The 18,383-nt window shown below is 47.5% G+C and carries 15 protein-coding genes and 1 tRNA gene; 10 read left to right on the top strand and 6 right to left on the bottom strand.

What is annotated here, in order from left to right; all coding sequences use genetic code 11:
* Positions 1–42: 42 nt before the first annotated feature.
* Together ACKU35_RS12410 and thiD are read right to left on the bottom strand one after the other, a co-directional pair.
* Positions 43–126 (bottom strand) — tRNA-Leu (locus tag ACKU35_RS12410).
* A 145-nt stretch (positions 127–271) separates the two neighbouring features.
* On the bottom strand, positions 272–1,633 hold the full coding sequence (thiD, locus tag ACKU35_RS12405) for a bifunctional hydroxymethylpyrimidine kinase/phosphomethylpyrimidine kinase (protein ID WP_319759535.1): 1,362 nt from the start codon (positions 1,631–1,633) through the stop codon (positions 272–274).
* A 191-nt stretch (positions 1,634–1,824) separates the two neighbouring features.
* Here thiD and ACKU35_RS12400 point away from each other — a divergent pair, with 191 nt between their 5' ends.
* The 4 genes from ACKU35_RS12400 to ACKU35_RS12385 all read left to right on the top strand — a co-directional run bounded on the left by ACKU35_RS12400 (position 1,825) and on the right by ACKU35_RS12385 (position 7,775).
* Complete coding sequence (locus ACKU35_RS12400; protein WP_319759534.1) at positions 1,825–3,585, top strand: PocR ligand-binding domain-containing protein; 1,761 nt, start codon at positions 1,825–1,827, stop codon at positions 3,583–3,585.
* Between the two features lie 132 nt (positions 3,586–3,717).
* Positions 3,718–5,661, top strand: a complete 1,944-nt coding sequence (locus tag ACKU35_RS12395) for a YgiQ family radical SAM protein (protein WP_319759533.1) — start codon at positions 3,718–3,720, stop codon at positions 5,659–5,661.
* A 70-nt stretch (positions 5,662–5,731) separates the two neighbouring features.
* The gene (locus ACKU35_RS12390) at positions 5,732–7,174 is read left to right on the top strand and encodes a DNA integrity scanning protein DisA nucleotide-binding domain protein (protein WP_319759532.1); all 1,443 of its coding nucleotides are present in this window, start codon (positions 5,732–5,734) and stop codon (positions 7,172–7,174) included.
* A 4-nt stretch (positions 7,175–7,178) separates the two neighbouring features.
* The gene (locus ACKU35_RS12385) at positions 7,179–7,775 is read left to right on the top strand and encodes a hypothetical protein (RefSeq protein WP_319759531.1); all 597 of its coding nucleotides are present in this window, start codon (positions 7,179–7,181) and stop codon (positions 7,773–7,775) included.
* 59 nt (positions 7,776–7,834) lie between these two features.
* Here the strand turns inward: ACKU35_RS12385 and ilvN are convergent, their stop codons facing one another.
* The 4 genes from ilvN to ACKU35_RS12365 form a co-directional block, all read right to left on the bottom strand.
* Positions 7,835–8,107, bottom strand: coding sequence for an acetolactate synthase small subunit (ilvN, locus tag ACKU35_RS12380; RefSeq protein ID WP_319759530.1), 273 nt, complete (start codon positions 8,105–8,107; stop codon positions 7,835–7,837).
* Between the two features lie 2 nt (positions 8,108–8,109).
* Complete coding sequence (gene ilvB / locus ACKU35_RS12375; protein WP_319759529.1) at positions 8,110–9,771, bottom strand: biosynthetic-type acetolactate synthase large subunit; 1,662 nt, start codon at positions 9,769–9,771, stop codon at positions 8,110–8,112.
* Between the two features lie 313 nt (positions 9,772–10,084).
* Complete coding sequence (locus ACKU35_RS12370) at positions 10,085–10,798, bottom strand: class I SAM-dependent methyltransferase (protein WP_319759528.1); 714 nt, start codon at positions 10,796–10,798, stop codon at positions 10,085–10,087.
* Complete coding sequence (locus tag ACKU35_RS12365) at positions 10,779–11,954, bottom strand: hypothetical protein (RefSeq protein ID WP_319759527.1); 1,176 nt, start codon at positions 11,952–11,954, stop codon at positions 10,779–10,781. Before ACKU35_RS12365 ends, ACKU35_RS12370 begins: the two co-directional genes overlap by 20 nt.
* A gap of 246 nt (positions 11,955–12,200) precedes the next feature.
* Here ACKU35_RS12365 and ACKU35_RS12360 point away from each other — a divergent pair, with 246 nt between their 5' ends.
* Genes ACKU35_RS12360 through ACKU35_RS12335 form a run of 6 tightly spaced genes read left to right on the top strand, consistent with a single transcriptional unit; the run spans position 12,201 to position 18,342 of the window.
* Complete coding sequence (locus tag ACKU35_RS12360; RefSeq protein WP_319759526.1) at positions 12,201–13,367, top strand: glycosyltransferase; 1,167 nt, start codon at positions 12,201–12,203, stop codon at positions 13,365–13,367.
* Positions 13,367–14,629 (top strand): glycosyltransferase family 4 protein, encoded by a 1,263-nt coding sequence (locus ACKU35_RS12355; protein WP_319759525.1) that lies wholly within the window; start codon positions 13,367–13,369, stop codon positions 14,627–14,629. The genes ACKU35_RS12360 and ACKU35_RS12355 overlap by 1 nt, the downstream gene beginning before the upstream one ends.
* A gap of 38 nt (positions 14,630–14,667) precedes the next feature.
* Positions 14,668–15,789 carry a glycosyltransferase family 4 protein gene (locus ACKU35_RS12350; protein ID WP_319759524.1) on the top strand — a complete coding sequence of 374 codons (1,122 nt, stop codon included), beginning with the start codon at positions 14,668–14,670 and terminating at the stop codon, positions 15,787–15,789.
* Positions 15,786–16,403: a histidine phosphatase family protein gene (locus ACKU35_RS12345; protein ID WP_319759523.1), complete on the top strand. Its 618-nt coding sequence runs from the start codon at positions 15,786–15,788 to the stop codon at positions 16,401–16,403. The genes ACKU35_RS12350 and ACKU35_RS12345 overlap by 4 nt, the downstream gene beginning before the upstream one ends.
* Positions 16,400–17,557, top strand: a complete 1,158-nt coding sequence (locus tag ACKU35_RS12340) for a glycosyltransferase (RefSeq protein ID WP_319759522.1) — start codon at positions 16,400–16,402, stop codon at positions 17,555–17,557. The genes ACKU35_RS12345 and ACKU35_RS12340 overlap by 4 nt, the downstream gene beginning before the upstream one ends.
* Positions 17,557–18,342 carry a polysaccharide deacetylase family protein gene (locus tag ACKU35_RS12335; protein WP_319759521.1) on the top strand — a complete coding sequence of 262 codons (786 nt, stop codon included), beginning with the start codon at positions 17,557–17,559 and terminating at the stop codon, positions 18,340–18,342. Before ACKU35_RS12340 ends, ACKU35_RS12335 begins: the two co-directional genes overlap by 1 nt.
* Positions 18,343–18,383 lie beyond the last annotated feature (41 nt).

Below are 18,383 nucleotides of genomic sequence, written 5' to 3'. Positions count from 1 at the left end.
AACTATGCGGATGTTGTTGTAAAGGGGTGTTTATATTGACGTTGGTGCGAAAGGAGAGACTCGAACTCTCACGGATTAACCGCTGGATCCTAAATCCAGTGCGTCTACCAATTCCGCCACTCTCGCAACCAAATTCTATAGGCTAATTTATTGGACACTGCCTTTTAAAAAACAAAAAAGCGGCATCCCGTGCAGCCGTTGCGTTAATATAAGCAGTGCTGAGGCTTGTCAACTAAAAATGTTAATTATTCTTTATAAACAATCCTACATATCAAACGGATAAAGCTGCCAGCAGATCCTTAAGCTTTCTTTCAAGATCGTCAAAATCGTTTGCCAGCAAGCGTAGACAAGGCTCGACGCCCTTAGCTCCTGAATCGCAAACAACGTCGACCATTTCCGGTTCAGGATGTTCAGACATAGCCTTGCAGGTCCCCCACTCCAGGGTATTCTCCTCAGTTCCGAGAATTTCACCCGGCTCATCGGCACGGTCAAACCATGCTTCTACATATCCACAGTCAGCAACAGCGGCCATAATCCGTTCATTAAGCCGCAGCCCCGCAGCGCATCCTATTTCAGTATTTGATTTACGAGCACATAGCAACACCTTGGCAATATAAACAGAACCACCGAATTCAGGATGCCCGCAAACCATGACTTCTCCCTTGCGGGAACATGAGACCCTGCCGCTAAAGGCAGCCACGTCATTGATATTTCTGGCAAAAGGCAGGGCAACGGCAACATTCATGCGCGTTTCAGGTATCAATTCATGCAGCCCCTTCATACATTTAAGGCGCAACCCGAATTCATGAAGCTCAGCAAGCCGCTCCTGTTTCACTTTCTCAATAAGCATTGGGGCAAGATGGTTGGGAGGTCCGCTGCCTTCACCTAAATCAAACCCGGCACGCAGGGCTAAATTAAGGTATTCCTGTGCCTTACGCACGGCAGCAACCATATCATATCCTTTAGCCAGACCGGAAGCGATGGTAGCGGAAAGAGTGCATCCGGTTCCGTGGCTGTTCTTGGTCTTTACCCGTTGCTGCATTAACGGAATGGGCGGCTGACCCTTTATTCCCAGCCAGTCCGTAGCGGCGACCGAATCAAAATGTCCGCCTTTTACCAGAACAGCTTTGGGCCCCATTTCCAGTAATAAATTAATGGCTTCAAAAATGTCTTCGCGGCTCTTGATTTCCATGCCGGTAAAAAGTTCTGCTTCCGGCACGTTGGGCGTAAGCAGTTCAGCCAGCGGAAAGATATCCTTCATGGCTTCCACTGCGTCATCCTTAAGCAGCTTAGCCCCGCTTGTGGCCACGCACACCGGATCAATCACCAACGGGAAATCCTTATCTTTCAACGATTCTCCAACCTTACGGATGATAGGTGCGGAAAAAAGCATCCCGGTCTTGGCGGCACTAACCTTAATATCCTTGCAAACAGTTTCAATCTGTAGAGAAACGAACTCGGGAGAAACCGCCTCAATCCCGGCAACACCGGTTGTATTCTGAGCGGTTAGAGCGGTGATAGCACTAGCTCCGTAACACCCTGCCATAGAAATGGCTTTCAAATCGGCCTGAATACCGGCTCCTCCGCCGGAATCGGAACCTGCTATGGTCAAAACGCATGGAAGCGGTTTCATTATGCCTCCTTAGGCAATTACATTTAATCATCAACTGGCTAAGTTTACTCATCGGCTTGTCCGGGGTCAACACGTGCGATTGAGCAAACTGAATCAGCATTGAAATCTGGACAGAAACATCCCTATATGGTTTATTATACTTGCCGAAGGCAACATAGAATTAAACTTCACAAATTACCGCAAGGCCAATTATGGGTATTCCGACAATAACGAAAGATTCTTCTAATATTAAAAATCATATACCCCGCGAGCTTTTGTTAAAAGAGCTCGTGGAGCTCGATGAACTGCAGAACATGCTTGATGTGAGTTATACAGCAACAGGAATGCCCTCCGGCATAATTGATGCCTACACAGGAGAAGTATACGCAGCGGCAGGATGGCAGAGAATATGCGTTGATTTTCATCGCGTACATCCTGAAACATGTGCCAAGTGCATTGCCAGCGACACCGCCATCAGAAATAAGATTCAGAAAGGCAAGCACTATGGATATAAATGTTCAAACGGCCTCTGGGACGTTGGTGTACCTATCATGTGCATGGATAAACACGTCGCAACTTTATTCCTTGGCCAATTTTTCTATAAAGATGAAGAACCAGACCGCAATTTTTTCATCAATCAGGCCCAAAAATACGATTTTGATCTAGATGATTATTTGGCCTCCCTTGATGAAATACCCCGTTTTGAAAAAGAACGCGTAGACCAGATACTAAAATATAATATAGCTCTTGCTGCCTTCCTCTCTGACTCAGCTTCAAAGAGCATGCACAATTTCATTGAGATAGAACAACGTAAAAAGGCTGAGGAGGAAATAAAAAACTTACGTAACTATCTTGCAAATATCATCGACTCCATGCCTTCCATTCTTATAGGAGTCGACCCGGAAGGGCAGATAACCCAATGGAACAAAGAAGCGGAATCCATATCGGGCATATCGCAAAATAAGGCAATCGGTTCCAGAATTGAAGAGGCTATGCCGACTCTTGCTTCAGAAATGGACCGCATACGGGAAGCCATAAAGACCAGACGCAAACAGGCATACACAAACAGACCCGGCCCAAAAGACAACAAAACGACTTGCGAAGACATTACCATTTACCCTCTTGTTGCAAATGGAGTAAATGGTGCGGTAATCCGTATTGATGATGTGACTGAACGAGTCAATCTCGAGCGCATGATGCTTCAGTCTGAAAAAATGATGTCTGTTGGCGGACTGGCCGCGGGCATGGCTCACGAAATAAACAACCCTCTTTCCGGCATCATGGGGCACGCCAGCAATATAAAAAAGCGTATTTATTCTGACCTAAGCAAAAACATTTCCGTAGCAGAAGATTGTGGAGTTTCTCTTGAAGACATACGCAACTACCTGGATAAAAGAGAAATCCCACGTATGCTGAACGGAATCAACAATGCCAGCAAACGAGCAGCCACCATAGTCCGCAACATGCTCGCTTTCAGCCGTAAAAGTGAACGTAATTTTACCCTGCAAAATTTAGCGGAACTGCTGGACACCACAATAAATATTGCTGCCAACGATTACAATCTGGAAAGAGAATACGATTTCAAGCAAATTAAAATTATTAAGGATTATAGCAAAAAAATGCCCCCGGTACTCTGTGAAGGCAGCGAAATTCAGCAGGTTTTTTTAAATATCCTGAAGAATGGAGCTGAAGCGATGGCGGCTACCCAAAGGGAATCGCGCTTCACTTGCAAAGTTTACGAAGAAAAAAACAAAGCGGTGGTGGAAATAAAAGATAACGGCCTCGGCATCCCGGAACAAGTCCGCAAAAGAATTTTCGAGCCTTTTTTCACCACTAAAGAGGTAGGTAAAGGAACCGGATTAGGACTCTCCGTTTCATATTTCATTATTCATGATCAGCATGATGGAATCATGGATGTACAGTCGGTACCCGGAAAATGGACAAAATTTATCATTAAACTACCTTATAAGTAACGCTTTTAACGCCATACTCAAAGCAGGAGACACGAATTACAACAAATCTCACTTATGCAACAACATAGCTAACGTATTTTTTATCAGCAGTCTGACCTTGCCAGCCAAGAAGTTCGGCTATATGAATGCCACATGACAAAAAGCATTATCGCCAAGAAACAAGCTCAGCCGAAGTTCCTGCCCATGACCAAAAAAGAAATGGACAAGCTGGGCTGGGACAGGCCGGACATCATCCTTGTCTCCGGGGACAGCTACATTGACCATCCCAGTTTCGGCATCCCCCTGCTCGGCCGGGTTCTTTCCGCACACGGATTCAAGGTGGCACTAATCTGCCAGCCTGACTGGAATAATCCGAAAGCTCTGGAGGAACTGGGCCGTCCGCGCCTTTATGCCGGAGTCTCTGCCGGAGCTCTGGATTCCATGGTCGCCCACTATACATCTTTCCGCAAAAAAAGAAGCGATGACGCCTACACTCCCGGCGGCAGAGCCGGAGCCCGTCCCAACAGGGCCTGTATCATCTACACCAACCTGATAAAAAAAGCATTCAAGGGTCTTCCGGTGATCCTCGGCGGTATCGAAGCTTCCCTGCGCCGTATTTCCCACTACGATTTCTGGACCGATAAAGTCCGCAAGCCAATTCTCATGGATAGCAAGGCCGATCTGCTTATCTACGGCATGGGCGAACGTGCCATGCTTGATGCAGCCTTCCGCCTTTCCAAAGCTGAAACCGATTCAACAGACGCCTTGAAAGGCATTCCCGGCACAGCCTTTATGGGCTCTCCGGAAGATATTCCTGAGCAGGAAGAAAGAATCACACTTCCCGCGCATCAGGACATAATGGATGATCCGCAGCAATTAATGAAAGCCACCCTCGCCCTTGAAGAACAAGTTCATTTCGGCGACTCGTGGGCTACGCAGCAGGTGGATAAACGTCATGTTATCATTACGCCTCCTTCACCATATCTTTCCAGCGATGAACTGGACTGGCTGTACAGCCTGCCCTATGCCCGGCTACCCCACCCTATCTACAAAAACAAAGGTAGAATCCCTGCCGCAGACATGATCGAATTCAGCATAACCTCCCACCGTGGTTGCGGCGGAGGTTGCTCTTTCTGTTCCATCGCCATGCATCAGGGCCGGCATATTCGCTCCAGAAGCAGAAAATCAATCATGAGCGAGCTGAAACGTATGCAGGAGCATCCCGATTTCCGTGGTTCTGTCTCGGATATCGGCGGTCCCAGCGCCAACATGTGGAACGCCCGCTGTTCACTTGAACGCGGCAAGTGCAAACGCAAAAGCTGTCTGGTGCCCAAGGTCTGCCCTAATTTCAAATACGACCAGCAGGCGAACCTGAAGCTTTACCGTGATGCGCAAAAGATGGAAGGCATCAAGCATGTACGGGTAGCCAGCGGTGTACGTTTCGACCTCGGTCAGCAAAACAAGGCAAGCCTGAAAGATATTTTCAAAGAATTCGTCGGAGGACAGCTGAAAGTAGCCCCCGAGCATATCGCCCCATCAGTGCTTAAACACATGCGCAAGCCGGACCTCCCCATATTCGAGAGCTTCCTTGAAATGTTCGCTGCGGAATCCAAAAAAGCAGGCAAAGAACAATACGTCATCCCTTACCTGATGAGCGCCTTTCCCGGATGCACGGACGATGACATGCGCCATCTCAGCTCATGGCTTACGGCAAGAGGATGGAAACCGCGACAGGTACAATGTTTCATCCCCACACCGGGAACTGTCGCCACTGCTATGTTTTATTGCGAGACAGATCCTTCGGGCAATAAGATTTATGTCGCCAAAAGCGATGCCCAGCGTCTGAAACAGCACCGTATCCTTATTCCTGATCCCGGCCGCGACCCCAGAGCAGGAAATCAAGGCAGGAAGAAAGGAGCTAGTGGTAAAAGACCGCCCGTCGAAGCCGGAAAAAATTCAGAAACAAAAATGAAAAAAGGCGGCAAAAAACGGCAGAAGCCTGAACGCGAAGATGAAAACAAACGCTCCGGCAGCAGCAAAAATTTTAACCGTAAAAACAAGGGTAAAAATTTCCCGAAAAGGAAAAAAACAAAATAATTCCTGTTGGAAACAGTAGATAATTAAGATAATATACTTCCAATACAGAACTTCAACAGCGGATTATTCTATGAGTTCAGAATCCTTTGCCAACCTGTGTATTTTTCACATTATGGACGGCCTGCGCGACGGACTTTCGCACTTTTCGTCAAATAGCCGGACCGCCCTGATATACGCGGTGACTCCTGACGATCCGTTGCGCATTTATGATCCACAGGATCTGCTGCGTGACCATCAGCCCAAACTCAAGGAATATTTTCTTGATTCACAGGAATGGCGCAAAGGAAGCAATCATGATGACAATACCAGACTCATTGAAGTTATCCGCTCGAAAGATCTTGCCCTTGCAGGTCTTATAGCCTGCAGTGCGCGCTCCAGCAGCATTTTCTATCAATGCTGGTTTACCGAACAGCACCCGGACATGTGCTCCATCGGCCCCACTGAAAGCTGGATGGAATACGCGGCCCTGCTGCTTTCGCAGGATTTTGCTACTCAGAATATACTGCGCATCGACAGTTCAGGACACCTGTTGCGGGAATATTCGACTCATGCCGTTCGCGATTACATAGTCGATCAACGTAACAGAATCATGGGCTGGGATACACAGTTGAGGGTTTACCCCATTCTGGACGCGGTAATGGGTATTTCCAAAACCCGCGAAGAAGGCGCATGGGCACGAGGCGAACTTATTTTTATTGAATCTTCTGAACTTGATTCAATCACGTACATGGCAAAATTCCCGGAAAAAGAACGCCCTGCCCTGAAAAACCACAAACACGTGCGCAAGCTGCTCCAGTCCGTGGAAAGATCAAGCCGCAAGCTGGTCTCAGACGGCAGGTGTGTAGTAGGAATCGCGGCCGTTCCACCGACCAACAACTCCATCTCCGCACAGTTCAAAGGGGATTGGGGACTCGTATATCTGGGCGGTGAGCCAGTATGCAGTTTTGCGGATGCTAAATTTTCGTCAACCAACTATAAACCGAATCTCGTTCATCTGGAAGAATACCTCCTTGAACAGGACCTTGATCCCGACATCCGGCATCACCTTTTCCAGTTGGTCACCCAGATGATTTCCACCGCGAACCACCGCAGCCACGGCTGCACGCTGGTACTGGACTTTAATGACGAACCGGTCAGGATAGCCGGGCAGAAACTTGAAGAACCGCTCGACCTTCACGAACCGGAAATACGCGGACTGGCCCGTTCCCTTACCAAGCTTGATGGCGCGGTTCATATCTGCAAGGATCTTAAACTGCATGGCTTCGCCTGCCTGCTGGACGGCAAAGCTGTATCCGGTGAAAATAGGGCCAGAGGAGCAAGGTTCAATTCCGCCCTGCGCTTCACAGCCAAGCACGACAACCTTATCGTAATAGTGGTTTCCGCAGATAAACCCGTATCAATCATCCAGCGCGGGGTGGAACTGACAGCCATATGTGAATGGAAACAGCTCTTTTCATGCGTGAGCACTCCACCGACTTTTGATAAATGGATTGAGGAATATTTAAAGGATTAATTAAATGAAAAAATTAATATTTTTTGCTTTATTCTGCTCGTGTGTCTTTCTGTCCGTTGGTCCGGCTTCCGCAGATTCTCAGCCAATCAAGACGTACTCTTTCAGTAAAAACAACGTTTCCAAAGACTGGTCTCCCCGTAAAACATTTACGGTAGGAGAAAAACGCAGACTCGGCCTTTTCAACAACCGCAACAAACGTTTTCCTTCCCAGGCAGTACTTACTTTGAATGGACTCCCGGCAGGAACCGATCTTGAACTCAAATTCGATATGATCTTTGTAGGATCATGGGACAACGAGGGAAAGCTGGCGGATAAGTTTATCGTATCAATCGTCGACGGGCCGGATCTATTGAACATGACTCATTTCCCATGCACTCTTATAGATAATGACGACTCCCGGCCCGTTGGCAATGAAGGTCTGGTCCGGGTGGGTCCCAAGAAGCGCGCATACTGGATAGAACCCCTAACCGTGAAGATCCCTGCCTCAGAAGTAACAAACGGTTCCCTTAAGATTAAATTCAAGGGATTCCTCACCGGCCGAAAAACCGAATTATGGGCGCTGGACAATGTACAGATTAGCCCGGCGGATATTTCTAAATAAAATCGAAAACTGTTACAAACAAAGAAAAGGGACGGAAAGTTACTCCGTCCCTTTTCTTATTAAAGCTGGTGAAAGACTTCCGTCAGCGGATGATTTTGAACCTGATTTACTTCCAGTACGTCATATAATTTTTCAAGCTGCAACACTATCTGTTCAAGCTTGCTGTCGTCTGCGACAGTCAAAATCATGCGGCTTTCCCTGCCCTCACCGACAGGGCCGCAGACGATTCCCTCCAGATTGAAATTGCGCCGGGAGAAAAGTCCCGTAATCTGGCTCATTACCCCGGCATGGTTACGTACCAACAGATCAATTACATAATTATGCTTACACATGACTAACCCCCTATCATTTCCCGGTTGGCGCACTCCGGCGGAACCATCGGAAAAACCTTGTTTTCAAAACCGATGGGGATGTTGATTACACACGGCCCATCCTGACCCAGAATTTTACGCAGAAACAATTTCGGATTTTCCTGTTCACCAAGGTCGAAAGCAGCTATCCCGAATCCTTTGGCAATCGACGCGAAATCCGGATTGCTTTCAAAGCTCGATGCAAAATACCGCTCTTCAAAAAACAATTCCTGCTGCTGGCGAACCAGTCCCAGACGATTGTTGTTCATTATTAACACCTTAACGTTAAGATGTTGCTCTGCTAAAGTTGCAAGTTCCTGAATATTCATCAAAAATGAACCATCACCACTTACGCAGACAACCTTTTTATCAGGCTTTGCCAGTGCTGCTCCAATGGCATTAGGCAGACCGAAACCCATGGTTCCCAAACCGCCTGAAGTAAGCAGGGTACGCGGTTCGCGGAAAGGATAACCCTGCGCGACCCACATCTGATGCTGGCCTACATCTGTAGTGATAATCGCATCAGCAGGCAGGGTTTCACCCATTACCCGGATGATATTAAGAGGATGGAAGGTGTCATCTTCGTCCGGCCGAACATCAGGATGCATCATACGCAGCGATGCCAGACGGGCGCTCCATCCTATCCTGATGGACGAGTCAACATTCTCAATCAGCTCGCACAGGACGTGGCCCACATCGCCTACAATGGAAAGGTTGGAAGATTTGATCTTCCCGATCTCGGACCTGTCTATATCAATATGCAGGATATCAGCATGCTTGCAGAATTCGCAAGCCTTGCCGACAGCACGGTCGTCAAAACGTACTCCAAGCGCAATGATCAGGTCAGCCTCTTCCATAATCATATTTGTAGAACGTGAACCGTGCATACCAAGCATTCCCAGATAATTGGGATCATCATGCGGGAACGCCCCAAGCCCCATGAGCGTTGTAACTACGGGAATGGAATTCTTACGCGCGAACTTTACCAGATCAGCGGAAGCATTCGCGGCAACTACGCCGCCACCCGCATAGATAACCGGCCTACGGGCATTGTTGATCATGGATATAGCCTGCTGAATCTGCCCCTGATCACATTTTGCGGGTTGGATTTCCCCTGCCGGTTTCGGAAGACCGGAAATTTCAATTATCTCTTTCTGAACATCTTTGGGAATATCCACAACAACCGGACCGGGACGGCCGGATTCCGCAAGACGAAACGCCTCGGGAATAATTTCCAGCAGATCAGCGGCGGACTGAACCAGAAAATTGTGTTTGGTAATGGGAATGGTCAATCCGTAAGTATCAACCTCCTGAAAGGCATCGGTGCCGATAAGGGAACTTGTAACCTGCCCGGTAATGGCTACAACCGGAATTGAGTCAAGCCGCGCATCGGCAATGGCGGTCAGCAGATTGGTTACACCCGGACCGGATGTGCCCATACAGACGGCTGCTTTTCCTGTTGTACGAGCCATGCCCTGAGCCATAAATCCCGCACCCTGCTCATGACGGGCAAGTATATGCCTTATCGAGCTGTCCCGTAAGGCATCGTAAATGGGAAGATTGGAACCTCCGGGGATACCGCATATAATTTTAATCCCCTGTTGTTCCAAAAGCTTAATAACCAATTCAGCACCACATATCTCCATTTTCACACCCTCACAATTTCCTGATGATAATAAAAAACCCCCGTCGGCTTAGCCGGCGGGGGTTACAACTACTCTTGTGAATGTAAACTAGTGTCTACAACCTACCCTCCGGCTCAATTAAGCCTCTCACGACCACGATGGAAACCACGACCATCACGACATTGGTGACGGTTGCGCTAACGGCATTCATGTGATCGAAGGTAGATAGTAGCATCTAATTTTTCCCTAAAATTTCCTTAAAATTTAAAAACGTTAAAAAACAAATAATCTAACTGAAATTAATGCGCAAGTACTTTTTTTAAAAAAACAACCATCAGAACTTCAATTTGTAAAGTCCAACCCATCCGCTTTTGTAACCAAACAGATAAAAACTAATCTTAAACAGTACTGCACTTAGCATATTAATGGAAAGCATCGGCAGATCGTTCTTCTTTAATAGAAGGGAACGATCATTCTTGACCCGGAATGGACTTCTGCGGAAGCGGATGTCTCGAAGTTTCAACCTGTACTTGGAACTGAAACCGACCTGTTCATTCGCACCGCTGTAAAAATTTTTTATGCCCTGAGGATAATACGGTTTCTGATGATCCAGATCCAGCCAGAAATGAGGATGCAGCATGGGTGTGGCAATAAGCAGCAGACCGCCCGGCTTAAGATGCTCAAGATATCCATCGATGAACTCCACCAGTCCGTCAAAACTGAAATGCTCGATTATGTGGGAGAGCACGATAAAATCGAATTTATCATCACTGAACTTCTCAGCAAATTCATCAAGGGTTACAACGTTCAGCCCCCGCTTGCGGCATTCACGGACCTGAAATTCATTTTTCTCAACCCCAAGGATATCGCTGAAGCCCTGCGCCAGAAGAAAATCAGTCTTTGTGCCGCGTCCGCATCCCACTTCAAGCACCCTGGAACTACGGGCTACAGGCGCCAGAATTTTTTCCCACTGCCCCATTTCATGACGTGAGAAATGTTTAGTAATCCCACGCAATTTATTTCTTAACTCAGGACCGGCGGTCAACATCACACTCTCCTGCTAATGAGGCCAGATAACGGGCCGCATTTTCAGCGCCGTTTAAGTTTATACTGCAATCATGGATTTCTGTTTCCAGAGACTTTAAAAGATTGTCCCGCAGCTCTTCAGCACTTAGCTCCTGATCAGCAAAAACACCTTGTATAAGAGAAGATCTGTCGGCCAGTAAAGAGGCATGTTCTTCCTGCTCGCCATCCTTCATACCGCGCAAAAGCACAATGCTGGGTACCCCGCAGGTCATCACATCACTAAGACTGTTGTAGCCACCGTAAATAATCGCGCTGCGGGAAGCAGATAAATCCTGCAGGAACTGCGGTCCCACCTGCTCCAGAAGCACATTAGGCAGGTCTTTGAAAATTTTACCTGCCCTTCCCGCTTCAGGCTCACGCAGATTCATGTAAATTTTCCACTTACCGTATGATTCATCTATGCCGGAAAATACCCGCGAAAGTTTATCCAGCAGAACAGATGTCCCCTCGCCGGACCACGGAATCGAGACCACACCGCCCAGTTTTTTGTCCACCGCTTTTTCACTTCCAAGAAACTGGAATTCGGACAGACGGGAAACATAACCGACTTCCCTGGGAGTTACGCTGTAATGAGAAGCCAGACGTTCAATTTCGGCTTTCCCGGCAACGGTGGAATCTCCATACCAGAGGATTTCTCTGTAAGTGCCGGAAAATACATCAGCGGAAAATTCAGACCAGACCTTGCCCACTTCACCCACAACTGCTCGAACGCCCAGGACGCGCACGGTCTGCGCTGAAACCGAATGCGAAGGAATCAGCTCCTTGTGCTTGCCCTGCGGAGTGTGATCAGCCAGAAAAACTTTCGGCTTGTAAGCATCGACAATATCGCGGATGTTGCGTGCCCGGAGCTCTCCGAGCAGTTTATCATCAATATTGCTATCACCTCTTAAGCCTGAAGATTTGCCGTCCGTGACATTGGTTTTATATGACGGCAGTTTGATCCAATCCAAACAGCCGTTGCCTATGAGTTCAGCAGTGGTTGCGCATCCTGTAACCAGAAGCACAGACAATCGGGGAAATAACCGGCGCAGCGCAAGACCGATTCCCACACTGCGGCTCACATGCCCCAGACCCCTGCCGTCGTGAGCGTAAATCAGAACATCTAAACTGGAATCCATTAAACAGCCTTATAAATTTAAATAAATAATTTCAAATAAATATAATTTATTTACCAGATCATCAAAAAAAAAGAAAAGGGATTGCTTCTGATTAAAAAAAATAATAGAAATCAGTACGCATGCATTCGTCAAGAATAAGGATTTACATAAAGTATCCTTTCCGCTAGATATGCCAACGGTCACGACGTTGCAACAAGATTCGGTAAGTAATGGAAATGCTTTAACCCCTGAAACTCGGTACGATAAATGGACAAGACTTACAATATCTTAATGTACTCCCACGACACATACGGTCTTGGGCATATCCGTCGTACAATGGCGATAGCATCGCAGCTGAAATGTAAAGGGGTAAACATTCTCATCCTTACCGGTTCTCCCATTGTGGGCCGATTTGAGTTCCCGGAACAGATTGATTTTGTGCGTGTTCCCGGCATGATTAAACGGTCGAACGATCTTTATGTTCCCCACTCTATCAAAATAGAACCTGTGCATGCCATGTCTATCCGGCAATCCATCATCGATGCCACGGCTAAAAGCTTCCGTCCGGATCTTTTTATCGTGGATAAGGCGCCCAAGGGGATGAAGCATGAAATAATGCCGACCCTTGAGTGGATGAAACAGATCGGTCAGACAAGGACTATTCTCGGCCTGCGTGACATCATGGATGATTCGGAAAGTACAATTAAGGACTGGAGCGAAAAGGGCATCTACGATGTGCTTGAAAACCTCTATTCCGAAATCTGGGTCTACGGACATCAGGAATATTACGATCCTATCAAGGAATACGCCATTTCCGAATCCATCAGCAAAAAAATGGTATTCACAGGCTACATCCCGCGCCAGACTCACAGCCGCACCTGCCCGGAAAAAAGAAAAAACGGCAAAAAGCTGGTTGTAATTACTGCCGGAGGCGGAGGTGACGGCTATCCCATGATGGATGCCTACCTGAAAGCCCTGGAAAAATATAATCCACAGCATTTCAGGACTGTAATGGTTACCGGACCGTTCATGTCCAAGGAACAGCGACTTGACCTTTCCAACCGGGCCAAAAAACTTTCGGTAACTTTCTATCATTTTTACAGAAGAATGGAGAAACTGTTCAGCAATGCCGATCTGGTAGTCAGCATGGGCGGCTACAACACCATCTGCGAAATTCTTTCCCACAAGCAGGTCGGGCTGATCATCCCCCGCGAAACTCCGCGTCTGGAACAGACTATCCGCGCCAATGTAATGAAAGAACAGAATCTGGCTGACTTTCTACCCTGGCACCTGCTCGGGCCTGACGCCATTATGGAAAAGGTTGAACACCTGCTGAGCAACTCCAACACAATTCGGGAAGCCGTAAATAACTTCAACTTCACCGGCCTGGAAGTCATGCATGACCGTGTCGGCTACTTTAAAGATAACTGCTAATGACTGACACAAAAAAGCCCGTCCTTGCGATGATTCTCAAGGGCTACCCACGCATTTCAGAGACATTTATTTCCAATGAGATCAGACTCCTTGAACAACGAGGAGTTAAGATTCATATCATTTCCATGCGTAAACCGCGTGAAAACTTCACCCATAAATCAATTGCTGAAATCAAGGCCGAAGTTTCATACCTGCCTTCCACTGTAGAAGGATGCCTTGAAGAACTTTTCGGTTCAACGGATATGGATGCAGGGCTGAAAGATGAGCGGTACGGAAAGGATAAGGAATTTACGCAGCGTATCGACAAAATCTGGAATGTTTACCGCGAAACCGGAAGTGAAGCGTCATTTAAGCACATGTTGCAGGGTGAATACATAGTGGAAAAAATCCTGCCCGGATCGGATATTTTTCACTTCCATGCCCATTTCGCGCACTCCCCCTGCTCCGTAGCCAGAAACGCCAGCCGTCTTTCCGGTCTGCCTTTCAGCTTTACCGCGCACGCAAAAGACATTTACACCCAGAAACCGGAAAAAATAACCGCCAAGATATCCGAAGCCAAGTTCGCGGTTACCTGTACCGGATATAACTGCGATTACCTGCAATCCATTGCGCCGGCAGATAAACCTGTGCACAAGGTCTATCACGGTATCGACCTGAAGCTGTTCAGCTCTGATAAGGAATTCACCTGCTCAGGCCCTTACGAAATTTTCACAGTTGCGCGCTTCACCACCAAAAAAGGTCTTCCCACTGTCTTCAGGGCTTTGAAAAAGCTTAAAGAAAAGGGAGTGGACTTTAATTACAGCATTGTCGGCGATGGCGATGAGCGTGAAGAGACGCTCAAACTGCTGGACGAACTGGAACTGAACGACAGATGCAAATGGCTGGGCACCAAGCCCCACGAAGAAGTTCTGGAACATTACCGCAAAGCAGATCTCTTCGCCCTCGGGTGTGAAATTGCACCCAACGGTGACCGGGACGGCATCCCTAACGTGCTGGCGGAAAGCATGGCCATGTCCGTGCCTGTTGTTACCACCACCGTATCCGGCATCCCGGAACTCATCGAAAACGGCAGGACCGGATTACTGGTCGAACCGGGCGACGCGGACTCCATGGCCGATGCAATGGAACGCATGCTCACCGATCAGGAACTGCGTAAAAGCCTGATCCCGGCAGCAAAAGAAAGGGTCCATGAAATTTTTGACAACCGTTACTGGATTAATAAACTGGCTGACGTATACGAGCAGTACGGCATCAAAGCGTAGTATAACTTTATTCAGATAACACCGCGGGAGTAATGCAGATGCGGATCGCTTTTTTCGCACCCCACAAACCTATTGATCACCCGCTCCCCTCCGGGGATTTGATCATAGGCCGCACTCTGCATGATTTCCTAAAGGCCCAAGATCATAAAATGATGATAGCCAGCCGTTTCAGGTTGCGCCATATCACAGGCAAGCCGCTCAAATGGCCTGCCCTATATCTTGAATTTCGTCGCGCCTTAAACCGGGTAAAGAAATTCAATCCCGATCTATGGCTGACCTACCACAGCTATTACAAATCACCGGATCTCTTTGGTCCTTATATCTCCGCAACGCTCGGCATTCCTTACGTTATCTATCAGGGAGTTTTCGCCACCAAGTACCGTCGCAAATTTAAAACGTGGCCCGGATATATGATTAACAAAAACGCCCTTCTTAATGCGGATCACGTTTTTGCAAACAAGGCCGTAGATTTCCAAAACCTTTCACGGATCATACTCCCTGAAAAACTATCCCACACCAGCCCGGGCATAGATACTTCCATATTCAGCTACTGCCGGCAAAGCGCAGACCGCATACGCGATAAATATAATCTACATGATAAAAAAGTGATCTTAAGCGCAGCCATGCTTCGTGAAGATGTAAAAGCGGAAAGCATAAGCGATCTAATCGATGCTTTTAAGCCGGTAGTTGAAGAAATTCCTGAAGCAAGACTAATCATTGCCGGCGACGGTGAAGCACGTTCACGCCTGCAGAAATCAGCTTCCTATAAAGTCGGAGACAAAATAATTTTTCTCGGCCGGATTGAGCGACAGGAAATGTATAAATATTACAGCTCGGCCGACTTTTTCGCCTATCCGGGCATTAATGAAGCATTCGGTATGGTTTACCTCGAGGCACAGTGCTGCGGACTGCCGGTACTGGCCTATTCAACACGCGGTCCGCAGGAAGCGGTGGCGCACGGAGAAACAGGGCTCCTCTCACCACAGGGAGATATCGCTGGATTATCCCGAAATATGCTTAAACTGCTTAAAGATAAAGACTTGCGCGAAAGAATGAGTAAAGCTGCACCCCAACGTATAAAAAAGAATTTTGATCTTAACGACAACCTTCGATGTGTAAATATAAAACTGGAAGAAATAATTAGCCGGAGAGATAGATGAAATCCGTAAAAATCGCATTTATCCGCCACTCAGTTACCGAATGGAATGAAGCGGGCCGTATTCAAGGCCACTTTGATTCCCCGCTGACGGAATATGGCAAGGAACTGGCGGCCAGATGGAAAGAAACCATTGAACCTGAAACCATCGATGCGGTACTCACAAGCGATCTGGGCAGGGCTATCGAAACGGCAGATATCATTACCGAAGGTTTTGAAGTTCCGAAGCTGCATCTGCCCGGATTACGGGAGCAGGACTGGGGCGAATGGTCCGGCCTGACAACGGACGAATTGAATGAAAAATTTCCCGGTAAACTTGATGCGGAAGTCGCTAAGGGCTGGGAATTTACCCCCAATTCCGGAGAAAACCGCATCCAGTGCGCACAGCGTGGTATTCGGGCACTCGAAGAAGGAATCGGCCAAATTATACAAACGGTGGATAAAGAAGAAATTAAGATTCTTGCCGTGGCCCACGAAGGAACAATGAAAGCTGTTATCTACAAACTTCTTGATCACGACTTCATGCCCGGTAAAGAAAAAGTGATGAAAACACGCAGGCTGCACTGGCTGAACTGGAATGGAAAACTGTCGATTGAAAGCCTGAACATAAAATTATGAAAATAATCTATTATTGTCAGCATATACTAGGCATGGGGCACTTTTTCCGCAGTTTAGAAATTGCCAGAGGATTGGACAGGGAACAAGTCATATTCGTTGCAGGCGGAGAACGTCCCGAACAGCAGCTGCCGCCCAACGTGGAATACCACCAGCTCCCCGGGCTGTGTATGAATGAGAATTTCGGCGGGTTGATGCCAACGGATGAAACCCGTGAACTTGAAGAGATCAAGGAAGAACGAACCGCAACCCTGCTCAAGATATTTCAAGACGAAAAACCGGATGTATTTCTCATCGAGCTGTTTCCATTCGGGCGCAAAGCCTTCCGCTTTGAATTGCTGCCCGTGCTCGATGCAATCAAAGACGGACAATTCGGAGATGTAAAAGTAGCCTGCTCATTACGCGACATTCTTGTTGAACGTGACGACGGCGGTAAACATGAAGCGCGCTGCGTAAAATATCTCAACAAATATTTCGACCTGTTGCTGATCCACTCCGACCCAAAACTTGCGGCTCTGGAGGAAACTTTTCAGGCCCTTGATCAGATCAGAATACCCTGTGAATATACCGGTTTCGCAGCCCGCAAACCTGCTGAAAATGTACGTGATAAAATCCGTGCGGAATTGGGTATAAAAAATAATGAGAAACTGCTCATAGCCAGTGCCGGCGGCGGTAAGGTTGGTGGAACACTGATGGAATCCGTGCTTGAGTCGTTTATCGAGCTAAAAACGGTGGACTGCAAACTGCTGATGCTGACCGGCCCATTTCTGGAAAATGATAAATTCGACGCCTTATGCACCAAGGCCAAAGGTCACGAAAATATTAGCATCAAACGTTTCGCAGCTGATTTCACTGATCTGCTCACCGCAGCTGATGCGATGGTTTCAATGGCAGGATATAATACATGCATGGATATTCTGACCTCGCGCATTCCGGCAGCGGTTCTGCCCTTTGCACAAAACCATGAGCAACGTATGCGGGCGCAAAAGCTAGCCAAATACATCCCGCTGATAATACTTGATTCCGCTGATCAATCTTTAATGGCAACGGCAATAAAAAATCTACTTGATCAAAAGCGCATAACAACCGACCATGGCATCAACCTCGAAGGCGCGTATAACTCATCTGAATCGATCAGAAAATTAAGGAAAGTTTAATGCCCGCAAGACCAGTCTCAGCAATATGGAAAAACAAAATATCCATCCTGACAGAATCTTTCGACCTCTGGTGGGATGACTTCAAAAAGCATATTCCGCAGGACGGGTGCGATATCTTTTTCCGCGCTGACGACATCGGCTACCCCGGTAGACAGTTTTCCGCCATGATCGAAGCTTTTAAAGAGCACCAAACCCCGCTGGCCCTTGCCGTAGTTCCCGCATGGTTCAACGAGGATCGCAAAAACTCCCTGCTGACAGAGCTGGGACCGGACCTGAATCTCTGGTGCATGCATCAGCACGGTTACAGGCACATGAATCACGAACAGCAGGGTAAAAAATTCGAGTTCGGACCTTCGCGCGATGCGGCAACGGTATCAGGAGAACTGAGCCGCGGCAGAAACAAACTGGAAAAACTGCTTGGTAATCAATTCAGCCCGCTATTCACTCCACCGTGGAACCGTTGTTCAGCCAATACAATGAAAAGTCTTGTTGAGCTTAACTTCACGGCGATCTCGCGCAGTACAAATGTTTCCCCTGAGCCTCCGCGAAATCTGCCGGATATTCCGGTCAACATCGACCTTCATACAATAAAAGAAATCTCCCCGGAAAAAGGAACTGAAAAACTGCAGGAATTATTGATCGGAGCGGTTGAATCAGGTCAGGCAGGATTCATGCTTCATCACCAGAGAATGAATAAGACCGCACAAATCTTTCTTCATTACCTGCTGGATAAAATAAAAAATACCCACACCCTGCGCGTAAAAGACATCCGCGACATGCTTTAATTATTGCTGCGATTAATTTTACAAGTCTGTAATGCATAAAC

This window comes from Maridesulfovibrio sp. (genome assembly GCF_963676065.1).
Classification (GTDB): domain Bacteria; phylum Desulfobacterota; class Desulfovibrionia; order Desulfovibrionales; family Desulfovibrionaceae; genus Maridesulfovibrio.
Note: the sequence above shows the minus strand (reverse complement) of the source record. Positions and strands in the feature narration are given on the sequence as shown.